The following is a 19,555-nucleotide window of genomic DNA, read 5'->3' on the forward strand; positions in this document are numbered from 1 at the left end:
GGGCGCGGGTGTCCGCCGGCGCGGGGGATCGCCGACGGTGTGTGGGGGCGCCGGGGCCGTGTGGCCGCCGGCACGGGGGGCGCACCGGCGGCCGGGTGCCGGCGCGCACGACGAGCGGAGAGGGCAGGATTCGAACCTGCGTGGGCCTTTGTGGGCCCGACCGTGAGATTGTTCTCTGGTCCCCGTTGAGCCGCTCCGGGCACCTCTCCTTGTTTCTGGCGTGCTGGTTTTCTGTGCTGTTTTGCGGGTGTGGCGCGGAGAGGGCAGGATTCGAACCTGCGTGGGCCTTTGTGGGCCCGACCGTGAGATTGCTCTCTGGTCCCCGTTGAGCCGCTCCGGGCACCTCTCCTCGTTCCCGGCCTTCCGGTTTCCCGTGCCGTTCACGAGAACAACCTTGGCAGGGAGGTCTGACAAAGCGCTGACGTTGCTCTGACTCGCTCACAGAATTCCCGTCCGGTCTTTTCCCGCACCGGTCCTCGATGCTCTACTCCAGGGGACGGAAAACGCTCCCGAAAGGGGAAAACAATGACCGTGACCGCAATGAGCAACCCGGTTCTCGAGGCGATACGCACCCATACGTCGAGTGAGAACCCCAGCGCGTTTTTGGCCCTTAACAGCGGAAACGACGTCTTCACACTGCCCGGTGCCGACGGCGTCGTCGTGTACCGCCGCACGGGCCGGTTCGCCGTCCAGTTCGGCGGCCCCTTCGCCGCCCCCGACGCCTACGGCCCGCTCCTGGAGGCCTTCCGCCGGCAGGTGAGGGAGGAGGGCCGCACTCTGGTCGGCATCCAGCTCCAGCGCGCCGACGGCGAGCACTACGCCCGCCGCGGTTTCACCGTCAACCAGGTCGGCGCCTCCTGGGCCGTCGCCCTGGCGGACTTCACGCTGCGCGGCACCCGCTTCATGCAGCTGCGCAACAAGATCTCCCGGGCCCGCCGCAACGGCCTGGTCGTGAAGGAGGTCCCCGCCGACGGCTGGCAGGACGCGATCGCCGCGATCGACCGGGCCTGGCTCGGCTCCAAGGGCGGCGCCCGGCAACTGGAGTTCCTGGTCGGCCAGATCGGGGGAGGGGCCCAGGCGCACCGCCGGCTGTTCACCGGCACCATCGACGGCAGCCCCGTGGCGTACATCTCCTACTCGCCGGTGTACGGCAGCCGGGCCGGCTGGATGCACGACCTGAGCCGGCGTGTCCCGGACGGCTCGCCGGGGCTGATGGAGGCCATCAACGCGAGTGCTGTGGAGGTGTTCCGTTCGGAGGGCGCCGCGTGGCTGCACTTCGGCTTCACCCCGTTCACCGGGCTGGACGCCGGCCACGAGATCGAGGGTCACAGCCCGGCGTTCCAGTGGCTGATGCACGCCCTGTGGGCCGAGGGAGCCGCGCTGTACCCGGCGCAGACGCAGCTGTCGTACAAGCAGAAGTGGGCTCCGGACGTGGTCATCCCGGAGTACGTCGCCTTCGACGGCCCGCAGGCCTCACTGCCGTCCTTCGCCCACGTCTTCCGTGCCTGCAAGGCGTTCTGACGCGCCCTCCCCGGCCGTTGTGCGGCGGCACACGCCCGCCCGCCCGGCGTGCCGCGGGCCGCCCTCCCCGCACCACCTCCCCGCAGTGCCTTCCCGCACCGCCTTCCCGCACCACCTGCCTGCACCGCCTCCCCGCACCGCCTTCCCGCAGTGCCTTCCCGCACCGCCTCCCTGCACCGACTTCCCGCAGTGCCTTCCCGCACCGCCTCCCTGCACCGACTTCCCGCACTGCCTTCCCGCACCGCCTCCCGGCACCGCCTTCCCGCAGTGCCTCCCCGCACCACTTTCCCGCAGTGCCTTCCCGCAGTGCCTTCCGGTACTGCCTTCCCGTACCACCCGTCTTCCCGGACAGGAGAACCAGCCATGAGCGGCAACGGACCCGACACCAGCACCGAAGGCCTGAAGCACACCGTGGTGGACCGGCTGATGGCCGTCATCGGCGCGCCCGACGACGAGGACGTGGCGCGTGACGCGGACGCCGCCGTCCTGGCGCTCGACGAACGGCTGCGCGCCCAGTCGGCCGCCTGAGGGCCGCCGCCGATCAGACCGGTATCAGTGGCACATCAGCGCGACGCAGCACGCTGGACACGTGTTCGTCCGGTGGTGGTCTTCCGGCGGAGTACCCAGCGGTGCTCCGGCGGTCCCGGACCGCCGGGCGGACACGCCCGCGCGTTCCCGACCGCCCGCGGGAGCACTGTCGACTCGCGGCGCCCGCAGGTTGGCGGGCGGGCGGCGCCGCCGCCCGAACCGGGCACTTCTCCCAAGGAGAGCAACGCATGCAGCGTCCGCACGCACAACAAGCCGGTGCAGCAGCCGCCTGCGCGGCCGGCCCGCGCACCGGCGCCTCGGCGACGTTCGCCGAGCTCCTCAAACGCGTCAAGGCGGAAGGTCTCCTCGACCTGGACCCGCGCTACTACGTGGGCCGCCTCGCGCTCAACACCACCCTGCTGCTGATCGGATTCGCCGCGTTCTTCGCCCTGGGCGACTCCTGGTGGCAGCTGCTGACGGCCCTGTGGATGGGACTGTGCGGCGGCCAGTCGGCGTTCATGTGGCACGACGCCGGCCACAAGGCCATGTTCCGCAGCAAGAAGGCCGCCTCCGCCGTCGGCTACATCCACGCCAACCTCGTCAACGGGGTCAGCTACGGCTGGTGGGTCAACCACCACAACCGGCACCACAGCAACCCCAACCATCTGGACAAGGACCCGGACATCGGCCGGCGTACCGTCATCTTCGACGTCAAGCAGTACCCCAGTCGGCGTCGGACGCAGAAGTTCGTCGTGCGTCACCAGAGCGTGCTGTTCTTCGTGCTGCTCGTCCTGGAGGGCTTCAAGATGCTCCGGACGGCCGTGGTGTCCATCGCGCAGGGCAAGACCAAGCGGCCCGTGCTGGAGTCGTTCCTGATCGTGGCGCGTGCCGCCCTGTACGGCGCCCTGGTCTTCACGGTGCTCTCGCCGGTCCTGGCCGTCGCGTTCATCCTCGTGCAGCACGCCGCCCTGGGCGTCTACTTCGGCATGATCTTCGCCCCGAACCACAAGGGCATGGACGTCCGCGACGGAGCGGAGGAGACCCTGGACTGGCTGGAGCGCCAGGTCCTCACCTCCCGCAACATCCGCCCGAACCCGGTGGTCGACTTCCTCTACGGCGGCCTCAACTACCAGGTCGAGCACCACCTGTTCCCGGCCATGCCGCAAAGGCACCTGCCGCGCGCCCGGGAACTGACCCGCGCCTACTGCGCCGAGCGCGGGGTGCCGTACCACGAGGTCGGCTTCTGGGCGTCCTACCGGGAGGTCGCCTCCTACCTGCACGAGGTCAGTGAGCCGGTGCGGGCCGGGACGGTGGAGGAGGAGATCAGGCGGCGGGCAGCCCAGGCGGCCTGACCCGGCCCGCGCCCCGGCGGTCCGCCGCCGGTCCGGGACCCCCACGCGCCTCCTCCCGCACGCCCCCGGCACCCCTGCGCGTGCACAGCCCCCGCCCCCTGCCCCGCAGGCCCGGGCCCGCCGCCGGCCCGGGCTGCTGCCGCACCGGGAGTCCCCTGAGAACCAGCAGTGGCAAGGAGAGCCTTTCCCATGTCCCAGACCACCACGGTGGCGGGCGGTGTCACCGCTCCCGCCGCGATCGGGGTCCGCCTGGACCGCATGCCGATCACCCCGATGCACCGAAGACTCACCATGGTCATCGGCATCGGCCTGCTCTTCGACACGTTCGAGAACAACCTCTCGGGCACCATCGCCAAGGTGCTCCAGAGCGACTTCGCCTTCGGGACGACGGAGCTCAAACTCGTCCTGGCCTCGGTGTTCATCGGCCAGTTCATCGGCTCGCTGGTGCTCGGCCGGATCGCCGACCGGTTCGGCCGGCGCCGGGCCTTCCTGATCAACCTCGCCATCTACTCGGGCTTCTCCCTGCTCGGCGCCTTCTCACCGAACGCCACCTGGCTGATCGTCACGCGCTTCATGGCCGGTATCGGCATCGGTGCCGAACAGGTGCTGTCCGACTGCTACCTGGCCGACGTGCTGCCCGCCAGGCGGCGCGGCCGCTACATCGCCTGGGCCTACACCGTCGCCTTCTGCGGGGTGCCCGCCGTCGGTTTCGCCGCGTTGTGGCTGGTGCCCCTGTCCCCGCTGGGCATCGACGGCTGGCGCTGGCTGTTCGTGATCGGCTCGCTGGGCTCCGCCGTGGTGTGGGTGCTGCGCCGCCGGCTGATCGAGTCGCCGAGATGGCTGGCCGCCCAGGGCCGCACCGAGGAGGCCGAGCTGCTGGTGGCCGAGATGGAGAAGCAGGCCTGGCCGGACCGTCCCGCAGCGGCCCGCCCGGTGGCCGCTGACGCCGCCGGACCCGTGGAGCCGGCCGCGGTCGCCCACCGGGTGCGCGACGTGTTCGGCCCTGGCATGCGGCGCCGCACGATGGTGCTGTGGATCTTCTGCGTGCTGTCCGTGGTCGGCTACTACGGCTTTGGCACCCTGGCCCCCCAGATCGTCGCGGCCAAGGGCTACGGCATCGTCGCCGGCATCGGCTTCACCGCGCTGTCCTTCCTCGGCTACCCGGCCGGTTCCGCGCTGGCCCTGCCGGTCGTCGACCGGTTCGAACGCCGCACGCTGGTCGCGGCCTCGGCGGCGGCGATGATGGTGGCCGGCCTCGGCTTCGCCTACGCCGCCTCCCCCGCGCTCATCGTGGCGTTCGGCTTCCTGTACACCCTGTGCAGCAACGTCTTCTCCAGCGTCTCGCACGTGTACCTGAGCGAGCAGTATCCGACCGCGATCCGCGCCACCGCGTCCGGCGCCGCCTACTCGCTGTCCAAACTCAGCGCCGCCGCACTGCCGTTCGTCCTGCTGCCGGTCCTTCACTCGCACGGCCCCGGGGCCCTGTTCGGGGTCATCGCCGCGGCGATGGCGGCCCTGGCGGCCACCGTCCTGCTGCTGGGCGAGCGCACCACCGCCGCTGCGGTCGACGGCGCGCCGGCACCCCCGACCACCCCTGCGACCACCCCTGTGACGAAGAGGAGCTGACGATGGCCTACGTCATCGCGCTGCCCTGCGTCGACGTCAAGGACCGCTCCTGCGTCGACGAGTGCCCCGTGGACTGCATCTACGAGGGCCGCCGGGCCCTGTACATCCACCCGGACGAATGCGTCGACTGCGGCGCCTGCGAACCGGTCTGCCCCGTCGAGGCGATCTGCTTCGAGGACGACGTGCCCGCCGAGTGGGGCGACCACACCGCCTCCAACGCCGACTTCTTCGCCGCCGTGGGCTCGCCCGGCGGTGCCGCCGCCCTCGGTGCCCTCGGCCACGACTCCCCGCTGGTGCGGGCCCTGCCCGAGGCGGTGAGGCGGACATGAGCGCACTCCTCGCCGGCAAGCGGATCCTGGTGAGCGGCATCGTCACGGACGCGTCCATCGCCTTCCACACCGCCCGCATCGCCCAGGAGGAGGGGGCCGAGGTCGTCCTGACCGGTTTCGGGCGCCTCTCCCTGATCGAGCGCGTCGCCGCCCGGCTGCCGAAACCGGCGCCGGTCCTCGAACTCGACGTCACCGACCAGCGGCAGCTGGACGGCCTCGCGGACCGGATCCGTGAGCACACCGACACCCTGGACGGACTGGTGCACTCCATCGCCTACGGGCCGCGGGGCGCCTTCTCCTTCCTTGACGGCGACTGGAACGACGTCTCAAGCGCCGTGCACGTGTCGGCGTACTCCCTGAAGTCGCTGACCGGGGCCTGCCTGCCGCTGATGGAGCGGCGCGGCGGTGCGGTGGTCGGGCTGACCTTCGACGCCGCGCTCACCTGGCCGCGCTACGACTGGATGGGCGTCGCCAAGGCCGCCCTGGAGTCGACCAGCCGCTACCTCGCCCGGGACCTGGGCGGGCGCGGCATTCGCTGCAACCTCGTCGCGGCGGGGCCGCTGCGCTCGATGGCCGCCAAGTCCATCCCCGGGTTCACCGATCTCGCCGGCCTCTGGGAGGACCGGGCCCCGGCGGGCTGGGACGCCACCGACCCGGACCCGGCGGCCCGCGCCGTCGTCGCCCTGCTGTCGGACTTCTTCCCGCGCACCACGGGGGAGATCGTGCACGTCGACGGAGGGGTGCACATGACGGGCGCCTGAAGCCCGCCGCCGGGCGCGGCGAAAAAAGAAAAGGGGGGGGCGGGAGCCGGGTCGCGGACCCGGCTCCCGCCCCCCTTTTCTTTTTTCGCGGCCAAAGCCCGCCGGTATTTACGCGGTGTCCCCGCCCGGCAGGATCCGGCTGAAACCGGTGTAAGGGACGAGGGCCTCGGGCAGCACCACCGAGCCGTCCTTGCGTATGCCCTGCTCCAGCAGCGCGGCCAGGGTGCGGCCGATCGGCAGCGCCGAGCCGTTCAGCGTGACGGCCGCCGTCCTGCTCCCGTCGGGCCGCTTGACGCGGATGTCCGCGCGGCGTGCCTGGAAGGTGCCGCAGTCGGAGACCGAGGAGATCTCCCGCCAGGAGCCGCTGCCCGGCAGCCACACCTCGATGTCGTAGGTCATCCGGGCGCTGAACCCGAGGTCGCCGGCCGGCAGGAGCACCACGCGGTGCGCCAGTTCCAGCCGCTTCAGGCACTCCTCGGCGTGGTTCACCATGAGTTCGAGCTGCGCCGCGGCGTCCTCGGGGGCGCAGACGCGCACCAGCTCCACCTTCTCGAACTGGTGCAGCCGCAGGATGCCGCGGGTGTCCCGGCCGTACGCCCCGGCCTCCGCCCGGAAGCAGGGCGTGCAGGCGGTGAAGGCCAGCGGCAGCGAGCGGGAGTCGAGGAGCCGGCCGGCCACCAGGTTGGTCAGCGGGACCTCGGCGGTGGGGATCAGGAACAGCTCCCGCTCACCGACCTGGGTGCGGAACAGGTCGTCCTCGAACTTGGGCAGCTGCCCGGTCCCGGTCATGGTGTCGCGGTCGACCAGGAACGGCACCGACTGCTCGGTGTAGCCGTGCTCGCGGGTGTGCAGGTCGAGGAAGAAGCCGCGCAGGGCCCGCTCCAGTCGTGCCCCGGCCCCGCGGGCGACGGCGAAGCGGGCGCCGGACAGCCGGGCCGCGGCCGGGCCGTCGAGGATGCCCAGTGACTCCCCGATGTCGGCGTGGTGGTGGGCGCCGTCCGCCGGACGCGGAGCGGGACCGCCCCGGCGTATCTCAACGGCCTCCTTCTCCGAGTCGCCGTCCGGGACCGCGTCCAGGGGGATGTTGGGGACGCCGAGCAGCAGCTCGCTCAGCCGTCCGGCGGCCGTGCGGGCGGCGGCCTCGGCCCGCTGGACCTGGCTGCGCAGCGCCCGGGCGGACACCTTCTCCTGTTCGGTCGGCGGGCCCGAGCGGCGGGCCCTGGCCGTGCGGTTCAGCTCGGTGCGCAGCCGGGTCACCTCAGCCTGCGCGCCGTTGCGCTCGTGCAGGGCGCCGGCCAGCGCGGCCGGGTCCAGGTCGTGGCGGCGGCGGGCCAGCCGCCGTACGGCCTGCGGCCCGTCCTTGAGCAGTTCTTGGGGATCGTGCACGGTGGACTCCTGACATGGGGCGGGGCGGGGTGGGGCGGGTGCCGGCCCGCGGACCGGCGGGGCCGGCGGGGCCGGCGGGCCCGGCGGGGCCGGGCGGGTGCCGCACGGCAGCAGCCGCCCGGCGGAGGTGCTCCGCAGGCGGCTGCCGGTGGGTGCCCGGGGGGCGTTCAGGCCGGGGCGATGGCCAGGGCCGTGTTCTGGCCGCCGAAGCCCAGGGAGTTGCTCAGGGCGAGGTCGATGGGCATGTAGGTGGCGGTCTGGGCGAGTTTGATGTCGATCCTGGAGTCGGGCATGACGAGGTTGGCGGTGGGGGGCACGAGTTCGTGCTCGACGCTGAGCACGGTGAAGGCGGCCTCGACCGCCCCGGCCGCGCCGAGCAGGTGTCCGGTGACTCCCTTCGTGGAGGTGACCAGCGGGTCGCCGCGCAGCGTCCGGCCGATCATGCGGGCTTCCGCCAGGTCGTTCAGCGGTGTCGACGTGCCGTGGGCGTTGACGTGCTCGACGTCGTCCGGGTCCGCGCCCGCGTCGGCGAGCGCGGCGCGCACGGCGGCCTCGATGCCCGCGCCGTCGGGGTGCGGCGACGTCATGTGGTGGGCGTCGGCGGTGGCGCCGTAGCCGATGATCCGGCCGTGCACATGGGCGCCGCGGGCGCGGGCGTCCGCCACCCGTTCCATGACCAGGATGCCGGCGCCCTCCCCGGCGACGAAGCCGTCCCGGTCGGCGTCGAACGGCCGCGACGCCGACGCCGGGTCGTCGTGCCGCTTGGACAGCGCCCCCATCTGGGCGAAGCCGGCCATGACCAGGGGGGTGACCATGGCCTCGCTGCCGCCCGCGAGGACGACGTCGCAGCGGCCGAGGGCGAGCAGGTCCCGGGCCGTGCCGATGGCGGTCGCGCCCGAGGCACAGGCGGTGGCCACCACCAGGTTGGGCCCGGTCGCCCCGAACTCGATGGCCGTCTGCCCGGCCAGCATGTTCGGCAGCTGCATGGGCAGCAGCAGCGGCGAGACCCGGCCTGCGCCCTGCTCGCGCAGCACGTGATGCTGTTCCTCGACGGTGCCCGGGCCGCCGTCGGCGCAGCCCAGCACCACACCCACCCGCGCCCCGTCCCACGTCTGCGGGTCCAGGCCCGCGTCGGCCACCGCCTCGTGCGCGGCGACCAGCGCGAACTGGACGAACCGGTCCAGGCGGTGAGCCCGCCGCGCGCTCAGCAGACGCTCGGCATCGAAGCCGGGCACCCGGCAGGAGATACGTACGGGGTTATCCGTCAGCAGCGGATCGAGGGCGGCGGCCGGCCTTGCGTCGCAGACCGCCGCCCAGCTCGGCCCGACCCCGATACCGCCCGGGGTGACCAGGCCGAGCCCGGTGACGGCGATGTCCATGCCGGCCATCAGACCTTCGCACTCCGCTCCTCCATCAGCCGGACCATGTCGGCCACGGTTTCCGCCTCCAGCAGGTCGTCGTCGCTGACGTCCAGGCCGAGCTCGGACTTCAGCAGCAGCGACAGCTCCACCACGGCCAGCGAGTCCAGCTCGATGTCCTCCCGGGTGGCCTCCGGGACGATGGCCTCGGGCGACACCTTGAGCTTGTTGGACAGGATTTCCTTGAGCTGCTCCAGCATGTCGGTTCCTTTCGGAAATTCTCTCGAAGGCGCAAGCGCCCGTTCTCCGCTGTGTCGGACAGCGCTTGTGGAAGGGGCCGGCCAGGACCCCGCTTGTGACGGCACATCAGACCGTCTGCACCTCGGGCCAGACCAGCGTGGTCGCGCCCCAGGACAGCCCGCCGCCGAACGCGGTCAGCAGCAGCCGGTGCCCGGCGGCAAGCCGCCCGCTCGCCGCGCTCTCGGCCAGCAGCAGCGGCAGTGAGGCGGCGCCGGTGTTGCCGACCGCCTCGATGTTGCTCAGCCGCCGTTCACCGGGGATGCCCAGCCGCTCCGAGACCGCCTCCAGGATGCGGGCGTTGGCCTGGTGCGCGGCGAACCGGTCGACGTCCAGCAGCCGCCAGCCGGCCCGCTCGGCCGCCTCGGTGGAGGCGGCGGTCATCCGCTCCACCGCATGCCGGTAGGTGTCGCGGCCCACCATCTTGAAGAAACGGTCCTGCGGTGCGGGCTCCCGGCCGGACGACCGCTGCCGCGACCCTCCGGCCGGCACCTCGATCAGATGGCTCAGCGCGCCGTCGCTGCCCAGCACGAGCGGCCCCACCGCGCCCGGCTCCCCGTCAGAGCCGGCCCGCAGCAGCACCGCGCCCGCACCGTCCGCGAAGATCACCGCCGTGGTGCGGTCCTCGGGATTGACGATCGTCGTGAACGCGTCCGCGGCGATCAGCAGCACCCGGTCCGTCACCCCGGCGGCGATCAGACCCGCCGAGCTGGCCAGGCCGTACAGGAAACCCGAGCAGACGGCGGCCACGTCGAAGGCGGGCACCTCGCCGAGTCCGAGCCGCGCCGCGACCTGCGGCGCGGTGGCCGGACACGGCTGGTCCGGGGTGGTGGTGGCCAGCACCACCGCGCCCGCCCGCTCGTCGCCGGCCGACTTCAGCGCCCGCAGGCCCGCCTCGACCGCCAGGTCGCTGGTCGCCGTGCCCGGGGCCACCACACAGCGCCGGGCGATCCCGGTGCGCGAGCGGATCCAGTCGTCGGAGGTGTCCAGACGCCGGGCCAGATCCTCGTTGGTGACCACACCGGGCGGGACATACGACCCGATCCCGCAGACCACGGCGGCCCGTCGGGCGCTCACGCGCCCGGCCCCGCACTGCTGAGGACCTCCAGGGGCAGGCCCATGTAGGCCATCCGGGCCGCGGCCATCTCCTCGGTCCACCGCTCGGCCATGTCGTAGCGCTGCTCGGCAGTGGTGTCCAGCATCCGCACGCCGGGCCAGATCTCGTAGTCGCCGATCCGGTCGGCGTGCCGGAGCATGCCCTCCTGGAACAGCTCCTCGCGGTGGATCACGAACTCCCGGTCGGGGATCTCGTCCCACAGCCGCACCCCGGCCCGCAGGATCTCAAGCAGCCGCGGACGGTACTCGGGGTGCGCGGCCACGTGGTCGCGCAGGATGGTGCTGGCCACCGTCAGATGGCGGATCTCGTCGATCGCGGTGCCGCGGGAGATCTCGCCGGTGGCCGGGGACAGGGGAGTCCACTTGCGTTCGCTCAGCTCGGCGGCCGGCGCCAGCACGCCCTCGATGACGATGGCGAACACGGCGACACCGCCGGGGAAGTCGGCCTGGTCCCGGACGATGTCGAGGGTGAAGTCGACCACCGGGTCCAGCACCCGGGCGCGGTAGTCCCGGGCCATCTCGTCGATGTTCTTCAAAAGCGTGTCGGCCTCGATGCCCAGCTCCACCAGGTGGTTGCGGAACACCCGGGCGTGCCGCGCCTCGTCGAGCAGCTGGGTGGCGTAGAACTCCATCTCGGGTATGCCGGGCGCGATCGACACGTAGTGGCCGAGCAGCCGGGTGGCCAGCTCCTCGGACAGCGCGCGCAGGCCGAACTCCAGCACCAGCGCCTCGCGCAGCGGGCCGGGCTCCTTCAAAAAGTCCGGGACGATCGCGTCGTCGTGGTGGCCGCTCACGCCGCGGTCGCGCAGCGTGCCCTGGGCCACCGAGGTGATCCAGTAGGCGAGGTCGCACTCCTTCGGGCCGAGGGTGAGTTCCTTCGCCCCGTCCAGCAGACCGGGCGCCTTGTCCCAGTCGGCCTCGGGGGCCACGAATACCTTGGACTGCGTCATGACGCGGCGGCCTCCTTCGCCGGATGCAGGGTGCCGGCGTGCAGGCGGCCGGCGTAACTCAGCAGGGGGAGCCCTTCGTCCGCCCTGGCGCGCACGACGTGGCCGAGCAGCAGCTCGCCGTCGCCCGCGGCGTGGGCGGAGTGGAAGCGGCAGGTGTAGTGGGCGAGCGCGCCCGCGATCAGCGGGGCCTGCGCGTACGGGTCCGCCGTCCAGGCCAGGCCCGCGAACTGGGCGCTGCCCTCGGGGCGGGCGCTGTCGGCGAACCGGCGGGCCACCTCCGCCTGTTCACCGCCCAGCACGTTGATCGCGAACCGGCCCTCGGCGGCGGCCCGCCGGGCGAAGGACGACCCGGCCCGCAGCACGACGCCGACGAGCAGCGGCTCGCGCGAGACCAGGGTGACCGTGCTCGCGGTGGTGCCGTGCATCCGGCTCTGCGGGCCGCAGGTGAGCACCGACACCGGGGACGCCAGGTGGTAGAGCGCCCGGCGCCGTTCGGCCGGGTCCTGGCGGACTGGCCGGCGCGTGCGCGGCCCGGCCGCGGTCGCGGTGCTCATCGCAGCGCCTCCGCCTGACGGGCCGCGGACTGACCGGCCACGGCGGCCTGCTCCGGAGCCTGTCCCGCCGCGGCGGCATCCGCCCGCGGCACCGGCCCCCTGACCGGGACGTGCCCGCGGGGCACCGGGTCCGTCACATGCCCGACCGGCCCCGGGTGCGCCAGGCCCAGGTCGTCCAGGAGCCGCAGGTAGCCGGGCTGGCGGACCGGCTCGAAGGGCAGCGCGAAGGACTTCATGAAGTTGCCGAACAGCCCGCGGTCGCCGAAGAGGTGGAAGGGCAGCACCAGCAGCGCCCACTCCGGCTTCACCAGCCAGCACCACAGCGCGGCCACGGCGGCCTGGGTGATGAGGCTGTGCATCACGTTGTACAGGACGTAGTACGCCTTGTGGATCGGCCGCCCGCCACTGCGCCGGAACGCGACCGCGCCCGGGATGTAGCCGATCAGGTCGATGTAGAGGAAGAGGGCGATCGCCGGCAGCCAGCGGATCTCGTCGAAGTGGGCGATCATCAGGCCGGTGGTGACGGCGAAGCCCACCAGGTACTCGGCGCGGTGCAGCGAGTACGTGCGCGGTGTCTCGAACGGGTTTGCCTGGTCCATGGTCAGCAGCTCCCCGGTGTGCTAGGCGCCGACCGCGGCGGGCGGGGTGAGTTCGAGGCCGCCGCTGATGCGCACGGCGGGGAACAGACCGGTCAGCGCCCAGGCCACGGTCTCCTTGATGACCCGCTCGGCGATCGGGTCGAGGATGCCCTCCAGACTGGGGATGCCGAAGTCGAAGTCGGCGTCGAAGCGGACCGCGACGTCGTCGCCGTCCTGCGTCACCGACCAGGTCCCGCAGAAGGAGTCGAAGTCCCCCTCCGACTGCTCGAAGCGGATCTCGCCCTGCTCCGGCAGCACGGTGTCGTCCTCCCTCCAGCGCAGCAGGCCGCTGCGGAAGTGCAGCTCCCAGCTGGAGGAGGCGGCGGGGTCGGGGTAGGCGGCGTGCACCGTGGTCGCGTTGACGTGGGGCGCCAGGTCCGGGTACCGCTCCCAGCGCCCAACGGCGTCAAGGACCGTACCGGCCTGCTCCGCGGGTATCAGGGCATCGAGTTCGACGTGCCTCACGATCAGTTACCGCCTTCCGGCATTGTGGCCGCGCCCCGTACGAGGTCGCGGGTGGCCAGGTCGAAGGAGTTGAGGAGGAAGTCCACGTCGGTGTCGCCGAGCACGGCGGGCGGGGTGAACCGCACCACCGAGCTGCCGTTCATCGAGTGGTTGGCGACCACGCCGTGGTTGAACAGCTCGATCAGCAGCTCGCCGGCCAGTCCGGCCTCGACGAGCTCGACGCCGATCAGCAGGCCCCGGCCGCGCACGTCCACCACGAGGCCGGGGATGTTGCGGTGCGCGATCTCGGTGATCGCCGGCAGCAGCCGGGCGCCGAGGTCCATCGCCCTGGTGACCAGACGCTCCTCCTTCACGGCCCGGATGGCGCCCTGGACCGCGGCCATCAGCACCGGCTGGCCGGAGAAAGTGGCGGTGTGGACGTAGGGGTCCTTGTCGAAGGGGCGGAAGGCCTTGGCGGTGGCGACGGCCGCCGAGACCGGCATCACCCCGCCGCCGAGCGCCTTGCCGGCCAGCAGGACGTCCGGGACGACGCCCTCGATGTCGGCGCCCCACCACTCGCCGAGCCGGCCGAAGCCGGACTGCACCTCGTCGAGGATCAGGAAGCCGTCGTACTCGCGCACCAGCTCCTCGACACGCTTGAGGTAGCCCTTCGGCGGGATGATCACACCGCCCTCGCCCTGGACCGGCTCCAGGATGACGCACACCTCGCCCGGGTGGGCGGCGAGTTCGGCCTCAAGGGCGTCGGCGTCACCGAAGGGCAGGTGCAGGAAGTCGGGCACCAGCGGGCGGAACGGCCGCTGGTAGACCTCCTTGGCGGTGGCCGACAGCGCGCCGAGGGTCTTGCCGTGGTAGCCGCCGCGCATGGAGACCGTGCGCCTGAAACCGCCCGCGCGGGCCAGCTTCAGGCCGGTCTCCACCGCCTCCGCCCCCGACAGCGCGAAGTGCACCCGGTCCAGACCGGGCGGCAGCACCGAGACCAGTGCCTCGGCCGCGCGGGCCACGGTGGGCTCCAGCAGGATGCGCGTCGCGGTGGGGTGGGTGCGCAGCTGGCGCTCCACCTCCTCCATCACGATCGGGTGGCGGGCGCCCATCACGAACACGCCGTAGCCGCCGGCGTTGAGGAAGCGCTCACCGTCGCTGGTGGTGAGCCAGGCGCCCTCGGACGCCACCTCCATGTGGCTGCCGAACAGCTCGGCCAGCGTGGCCCGGCCCTTGCTCAGATGCGCGCGGTACAGGCCGAGGACCTCCGCCTCGGCGTCGGCGGACGAAGCCGCCGGGGATTCCTGGACGACGGTCACGGGTGGCTCACTCCAAAAAGGGGTCGTGGGGTCGTGCGGACAAGGACCGGCCAGGCGTGCCACGGCCGGGCGCGGGCGTCGCGGCGGCGGTACCGCGAGCGGGGTGCACCGGCCGGCGGGACGTTCGCAACACGCCCTAAGCCAGGACGAGCTCGCCGCCGCCGAACCAGCGCAGCAGCGGCTCGGCCGCGGTGGCGCGCGAGGGCGGGTGGAAGGCCAGGGCCCGCAGCGCCGCCGCGGCCTGGGCCGCAGCGGAGTCGCGGATGAACTCCAGGCCGCCGAGCAGCTCCAGGGCGCGGGAGGCGATGTCCGGCAGGGCGTTTTGCACCGCGTACCTGGCCACCAGCACGCGGGCCACCGACTCCTCGTCACCGGGCTCCGGGCCGGTCGCCCGCGCGACACCCTCCAGCAGTGCGACCGCGCTGTCCATGTCCACGGCGAGGCAAGCCCGCTCCGCCACGCTGCCGCGCTCGCGCTCCAGCACCTGCTCCACCAGCGCCAGCGCACCGCCCGCATACCCGGCGCAGATCAGCATCTCGAACCAGACGAACCCGGCCGACTGCAAGTCATCGAGGCGGTGCGGGTCGTCGGCGCCGGCCCGCACAACCATGCCGGCCGGCACGAACACGTCCTCCAGCCGCACCTCGTCGCTCTCCGCGCCCGCCAGCAGCTCGCTGCCCCAGAACGGGTGCACGCTCAGGCCGGGCGCGTCGGCCGGCACCAGGGCGAGCGCCAGCTCGCTCTCGCCGTCCTCGCCGTGGATGGCGACGCTCGCCGTGAGCAGGCTCATCGAACGCGACAGGCTGCACGGCTTCTTGGCACCGGTGAGCAGGAACCCGTCGCGCACCGGGCGGGCGGTCACGGCCGGCTTGAGGATGTTCTGCGCCGTGCGGCCCTCGGCCCAGCCGGACGCCATCACCTGCTGGTCGGGCACGATCCGGTGCAGCAGGGCGGTCTGCGCCTCGGTCAGCCGGCCCGCCTTGACGGCCAGCGAGTACAGCATCGCGGCGGTGAAGTGGTGCATCGACACGGCCGCCACCAGCGACGGGGACACGGCGCCCAGGGCCAGCTGGACCCGCAGCGCGTCCAGCGCGCCGGCACCGTGGCCGCCGTACTCCTCGGGGATCAGCAGACCGACCCCGCCGTGGATGCGGAACAGGTCGATCACCGGGCTGCCGGGCCGCTCGCGGTCGGCATACGGGATCTGCTCCAGCTCCTTGAGCAGACCGGGGTGGAAGCGCTCACAGACGGAGCGGGCGAGGTCGAGGGAACGCAACGGAAAAACCTCCAGCAAAACGGCGGGGTTCAGGGGCAAAGGGCAATCAGGCGCCGAACACCGCCTCGTACGGGCTGACGCCGCGGGCGATGCTGACGCCCTGCACGTGGGAGGTCTTGAGCATCGGGTAGTTGGCCTCGCCGAAGGCGCCGCCGGTGCGGCCGGTGCCGCCGTGGCTGGGCAGGTAGGGCAAAAAGCCGATGTGGGAGTCGTTGACCTTCAGCAGGCCGCCGTTGACGACCCGCCGCACGAAGGTCTCGATGACGTGGTCCGAGCGCGCCCACAGGGAGTTGCGCAGCCCGTAGTCGTTGCTGTTGACGAACCGCACGAACGCCTCCAGGAGGGCGTCGTCGTCCTCCCGCTCCGGGACCACGACCGGCACCAGCGGGAAGAACGTCTCCTCGCGCACCACGTCGTAGGTGCGCGCCCGGTCCAGGCCGCCCACGCGCAGCACCGTCGGCTGGAGGAAGACCCCCGTCTCCGAGGGCGTGCCGTCCAGCTCGGTGCGGTGCCCGCCGGTGACCAGCTCGGCGCCGTTGTCCAGCGCCTGCCGCAGCAGCCGGAAGAACCGCTCGCTGCGCCGCACCGGCGACAGCAGCACGTCCTCCTCCTCGGGCAGGCCCGGCCGGATGCCCTTGACCTGCTCCTTCACCTCGGCGATCAGGCTGTCCGCAACGTCCGGGTGCACCAGCACGTAGTTGGGCACCATGCAGATCTGGCCGGAGCCGTAGAAGGCCTCGGTGATGGCCTCGGCCGCCCACTTGACGTCGGCGTCCTTCCACACCACGATGCCGTCGTTGCCCGCCAGCTCGAGGATCGGCTTCTTGCCGTGCGCCACGCAACGCTGCTCGAAGCGCAGGCCCTCCTGGCTGCCGCCGATGTAGAAGATGTCGTTGATCAGCGGGTCCGCGATCCAGCGGTCCAAGGTCTGCTTGGGGTTGCTGCACACCGCGTTGAGCACCCCGGCCGGCGCGTCCATCTCCTCCAGCAGCGGCGCCACTATGTCCCGCAGCAGCCACATGGTGCTCAGCGCGATGCTGCGCGGCGCCCGCACCACCACCGCGTTGCCGGCCATCAGCGCCAGCACGCACAGGGCGGCGCTCGGCAGGGGCGCGTTCTGCGGCGGGTTGAGGGCCACCACACCGTCGGGCTGGCGGTGCAGCACCAGCGTGCGGCCGGCGTACTCCTTCTCCACCCGCATCTGCTTGGTGTACCAGCGCAGGGAGCCCGGGGAGTAGATCTGCAGCAGGCAGCTCAGCTCCCAGCGGGCCAGCTTGACCGGGTGGGACTCGGCGACCAGCATGCGCAAGAACTCGTCCTGGTGCTTGATGAGTTCCTCACGGAACCGGGTGCCCAGCCGCATCCGCCGCTCCAGCGGCACGGCCGCCCAGTCGGCCGCGGCAGCGGCCGCCGCCTGCGAGGCCAGGTCAATGGACGCGTCGTCCGCGACCGCGCAGCGCCCGACGACGTACGGGTGCCTGGCCGCCTCGGACTCCGGGTCCTGCTCCAGGGCGCGCTTCAGGCTCACGCTGGTGAACACGTCTTCCAGCAGGGACCGGCCGCTGACGGTGTACACCCACCCGTCACCCGCGACGTCCTTGCCCGCGATGTAGAGGTCGTAGCTCTTGATACCGGAAGGTGCCTCGGCACTCTCCTCCTGCGCGGCTTCGCGAAGCATCTTCAGCCTTTCACTTTTGGCGAGTGGATTTTTCGAAGCAGTGCGAGCGTGGCAGCGGAATCTGACCCGGCGCTGACAGGGGGCTGATTCAGCCAAGCCGGACCCGCCGTCCGTCAGTGGGGCGTCAGCCCGCGCTGCTTGCATGAGCCGCATGCCACCCGTCGACAGCACTGTTCAGCGCCTGCATGATCTGCCGCGCGCCGAACTCGCCGAAGAAATCGAGTCGATCGTCCTGAAGAAATTCAGGGCGGTCCTCCTCATGGACGAGTCCGAGGATCTCCCGCTCGACATCAGCTATTTCGATCTCGGACTCACCTCACTGCGGCTGACCGAAATACGGCAGAGCCTGGAGCGGCTCCTCGATCTCTCCATCAACGTCAACGTGCTCTTCAACGAGCCGACCATCGCCCATCTCGTGGACCACCTGACCCAGGCCGTCAAGGACACTTCCTCCCGGGAAAGCTAAGGAGTCCCTCCATGCCGCGTGCGGAATCCCAGCAGCCGCCCGAGCCGGTCGCGATCGTCGGAATCGGTCTGCGATTCCCCGGCGGCAGCACCTCGCCCGACGAGTTCGACGCCTTCCTGCGCCAGGGGCGCAGCGGGATCGGCCCGATCCCCACAGACCGGTGGGACGTGGACGCGTTCACCCCCGCCACCCCCGAGGACAAGGGGAAGATCCACACCACCGCGGGCGGCTTCCTCGACCGCGTGGACCTCTTCGACGCCGCCTTCTTCAACATCTCCCCGAAAGAGGCCCGCTACATGGACCCCCAGCAGCGCCTGCTGCTGGAGACCGCCTGGCAGGCCCTGGAGCACGCCAACATCGACCCGGCACCGCTGCGCCGCGGCAACGGCGGCGTCTACGTCGGCGCCAGCTCCATCGACTACGCCCTGGAGCTGGAGTCCCTGCCGTACGAGGAGATGGACGGCCACCTGGCCTCCGGCATCACGATGTTCCCGCTGTCGGGCCGGCTGTCGTACTTCCTGGGCTGGCGCGGACCCAGCATGAGCGTCGACACCGCCTGCTCGTCCTCCCTGGTCGCACTGCACCTGGCGGTGCAGGCCCTGCGCGGCGGCGAGACCGACATCGCGCTGTGCGGCGGCGTCAACGCCCTGCACCACCCGCGCATCCCGGTGATGTTCTCCAACGCGCAGATGCTCGCCCCCGACGGGCAGTGCAAGACCTTCGACGAGTCGGCCGACGGCTACGCGCGCGCCGAGGGCTGCGGCGTCCTGGTCCTCAAGCTGCTCTGCGACGCCGAGCGTGACGGCGACCGGGTGCTCGCCCTCGTGCGCGGCACCGCCGTCGGCCAGGACGGCGACAGCGCCGGGCTGACCGTGCCCAACGGCCCCGCGCAGGAGAAGGTGATCCGCGCCGCGCTGGCCACCGCCCACCTCGCCCCCGAGGACATCCAGTACGTGGAGGCGCACGGCACCGGCACCCCGCTCGGCGACCCGATCGAATTCGGCGCCATCGGGGACGTGTTCGCCCAGTCGCACACCGCCGACAACCCCGTGCTCACCGCGTCGGTCAAGACCAACCTGGGGCACATGGAGCCGGCCTCCGGCATCGTCGGCGTCATCAAGACGGTCCTGCAACTGCGCTCCGCCACCATCTACCCGCACCTGAACCTCACCACCCCCTCCGGGCGCATCCCCTGGGACCTCTACCCGCTGCGCGTGCCGACCGCCTGCGAGCCGTGGCGGGCCGAGGTGCGCCGCGCGGTCGTCAACAGCTTCGGCTTCGCCGGCACCATCGGCGCGGTGGTCCTGGAGCAGGCACCGGCGCCGAGCGGCACACCGCAGCCCTGCGGCACGCCCGCCGCCCCGCTGTTCACCCTCTCCGCCAAGAGCTCCGCCGCCCTGCGCGAGCAGGCCGCCAACCACCAGCGGCTCCTCGACGAGCGGCCCGACCTCCCCCTCGACGCCCTCTGCCACACCGCCAACGTCGCCCGCACCCACCACCCCTACCGCATCGCCGCCCCGGTCGCCGACCGCGCCGCCCTGGCCCGGCTCCTTCACCGGGCGGCCGGCCAGGACCACGAGGGCCCCACCGGCATCCGCAAGACGGCCTTCCTGTTCACCGGCCAGGGCTCCCAGTACGCCGGCATGGGCGCCGCCCTCTACGAGGCCCTCCCTCAGTTCCGCTCCCACGTCGACGCCTGCGACCGGCTGTTCGCCGAGCACCTGGACCTCTCCGTGCGCGACCTGCTGCTCGGCACCGCGGCCGACCCCGCGGCGATCGACCAAACGCAGTACACCCAGCCCGCCCTGTTCACCCTCGAGTACGCCCTCGCCCGGCAGTGGATGGCCTGGGGCGTGCGCCCCAACGTCCTCGTCGGGCACAGCATCGGCGAGGTCGCCGCCGCCGCCGTCGCCGGCCTGTTCAGCCTCCCCGACGCCGTACGGCTGGTCGCCGCGC

General features: G+C 72.2%; 19 protein-coding genes and 2 pseudogenes. 8 read left to right on the forward strand and 13 right to left on the reverse strand.

The features are described from left to right. Positions 1–115 precede the first annotated feature (115 nt). A pseudogene (locus KUM44_RS13885) lies at positions 116–209 on the reverse strand. 46 nt (positions 210–255) lie between these two features. Further along, positions 256–349 (reverse strand): annotated as a pseudogene (locus KUM44_RS13890). A 176-nt stretch (positions 350–525) separates the two neighbouring features. Here KUM44_RS13890 and KUM44_RS13895 point away from each other — a divergent pair. The 6 genes from KUM44_RS13895 (at position 526) to fabI (ending at position 6,117) form a co-directional block, all read left to right on the forward strand. Further along, a complete protein-coding gene (locus tag KUM44_RS13895) occupies positions 526–1,521 on the forward strand; it encodes a DUF2156 domain-containing protein (protein ID WP_217208162.1) in 996 nt (331 codons plus the stop codon). A 363-nt stretch (positions 1,522–1,884) separates the two neighbouring features. Beyond that, entirely contained in the window at positions 1,885–2,049 is a 165-nt protein-coding gene (locus KUM44_RS13900) for a hypothetical protein (RefSeq protein ID WP_217208163.1), read from the forward strand. Positions 2,050–2,297: 248 nt separating this feature from the next. Further along, complete coding sequence (locus KUM44_RS13905; protein WP_217208164.1) at positions 2,298–3,401, forward strand: acyl-CoA desaturase; 1,104 nt, start codon at positions 2,298–2,300, stop codon at positions 3,399–3,401. A gap of 189 nt (positions 3,402–3,590) precedes the next feature. After that, positions 3,591–5,027, forward strand: a complete 1,437-nt coding sequence (locus KUM44_RS13910) for an MFS transporter (RefSeq protein WP_217208165.1) — start codon at positions 3,591–3,593, stop codon at positions 5,025–5,027. Between the two features lie 2 nt (positions 5,028–5,029). Continuing rightward, entirely contained in the window at positions 5,030–5,356 is a 327-nt protein-coding gene (gene fdxA / locus KUM44_RS13915) for a ferredoxin (protein ID WP_217208166.1), read from the forward strand. Beyond that, the gene (fabI, locus tag KUM44_RS13920; RefSeq protein WP_217208167.1) at positions 5,353–6,117 is read left to right on the forward strand and encodes an enoyl-ACP reductase FabI; all 765 of its coding nucleotides are present in this window, start codon (positions 5,353–5,355) and stop codon (positions 6,115–6,117) included. The genes fdxA and fabI overlap by 4 nt, the downstream gene beginning before the upstream one ends. 108 nt (positions 6,118–6,225) lie before the next feature. Here the strand turns inward: fabI and serS are convergent, their stop codons facing one another. From serS to KUM44_RS13975, 11 genes are all read right to left on the reverse strand, one after another. Beyond that, a complete protein-coding gene (gene serS, locus KUM44_RS13925) occupies positions 6,226–7,503 on the reverse strand; it encodes a serine--tRNA ligase (RefSeq protein ID WP_217208168.1) in 1,278 nt (425 codons plus the stop codon). Between the two features lie 167 nt (positions 7,504–7,670). After that, positions 7,671–8,891 carry a beta-ketoacyl synthase gene (locus KUM44_RS13930; protein WP_217208169.1) on the reverse strand — a complete coding sequence of 407 codons (1,221 nt, stop codon included), beginning with the start codon at positions 8,889–8,891 and terminating at the stop codon, positions 7,671–7,673. Further along, positions 8,891–9,121, reverse strand: coding sequence for an acyl carrier protein (locus KUM44_RS13935; RefSeq protein ID WP_193507509.1), 231 nt, complete (start codon positions 9,119–9,121; stop codon positions 8,891–8,893). The genes KUM44_RS13930 and KUM44_RS13935 overlap by 1 nt, the downstream gene beginning before the upstream one ends. A 106-nt stretch (positions 9,122–9,227) precedes the next feature. Further along, a complete protein-coding gene (locus tag KUM44_RS13940; RefSeq protein WP_217208170.1) occupies positions 9,228–10,235 on the reverse strand; it encodes a beta-ketoacyl-ACP synthase III in 1,008 nt (335 codons plus the stop codon). Continuing rightward, positions 10,232–11,224, reverse strand: coding sequence for a VlmB-like protein (locus tag KUM44_RS13945; RefSeq protein ID WP_217208171.1), 993 nt, complete (start codon positions 11,222–11,224; stop codon positions 10,232–10,234). Before KUM44_RS13945 ends, KUM44_RS13940 begins: the two co-directional genes overlap by 4 nt. Next, positions 11,221–11,778 carry a flavin reductase family protein gene (locus tag KUM44_RS13950; RefSeq protein ID WP_217208172.1) on the reverse strand — a complete coding sequence of 186 codons (558 nt, stop codon included), beginning with the start codon at positions 11,776–11,778 and terminating at the stop codon, positions 11,221–11,223. Before KUM44_RS13950 ends, KUM44_RS13945 begins: the two co-directional genes overlap by 4 nt. After that, positions 11,775–12,377: a hypothetical protein gene (locus tag KUM44_RS13955; protein ID WP_217208173.1), complete on the reverse strand. Its 603-nt coding sequence runs from the start codon at positions 12,375–12,377 to the stop codon at positions 11,775–11,777. The genes KUM44_RS13950 and KUM44_RS13955 overlap by 4 nt, the downstream gene beginning before the upstream one ends. 21 nt (positions 12,378–12,398) lie before the next feature. Then, positions 12,399–12,881 (reverse strand): type II toxin-antitoxin system RatA family toxin, encoded by a 483-nt coding sequence (locus KUM44_RS13960; protein ID WP_217208174.1) that lies wholly within the window; start codon positions 12,879–12,881, stop codon positions 12,399–12,401. A gap of 2 nt (positions 12,882–12,883) precedes the next feature. Continuing rightward, positions 12,884–14,179, reverse strand: a complete 1,296-nt coding sequence (locus KUM44_RS13965; protein ID WP_217208175.1) for an aspartate aminotransferase family protein — start codon at positions 14,177–14,179, stop codon at positions 12,884–12,886. Positions 14,180–14,315: 136 nt separating this feature from the next. Further along, the gene (locus KUM44_RS13970) at positions 14,316–15,455 is read right to left on the reverse strand and encodes an acyl-CoA dehydrogenase family protein (RefSeq protein WP_217208176.1); all 1,140 of its coding nucleotides are present in this window, start codon (positions 15,453–15,455) and stop codon (positions 14,316–14,318) included. Between the two features lie 46 nt (positions 15,456–15,501). Beyond that, a complete protein-coding gene (locus KUM44_RS13975; protein ID WP_217208177.1) occupies positions 15,502–17,133 on the reverse strand; it encodes an aldehyde dehydrogenase in 1,632 nt (543 codons plus the stop codon). A 142-nt stretch (positions 17,134–17,275) separates the two neighbouring features. On the opposite strand from KUM44_RS13975, the gene KUM44_RS13980 reads away from it, so the two are divergent. Further along, complete coding sequence (locus tag KUM44_RS13980) at positions 17,276–17,599, forward strand: acyl carrier protein (RefSeq protein WP_254389503.1); 324 nt, start codon at positions 17,276–17,278, stop codon at positions 17,597–17,599. An 11-nt stretch (positions 17,600–17,610) separates the two neighbouring features. Continuing rightward, on the forward strand, positions 17,611–19,555 hold a 1,945-nt coding region (locus KUM44_RS13985; RefSeq protein ID WP_217208178.1), incomplete at its 3' end, for a type I polyketide synthase.

This window comes from Streptomyces sp. AC550_RSS872, from assembly GCF_019049285.1.
In the GTDB taxonomy this organism is placed as follows: Bacteria; Actinomycetota; Actinomycetes; order Streptomycetales; family Streptomycetaceae; genus Streptomyces.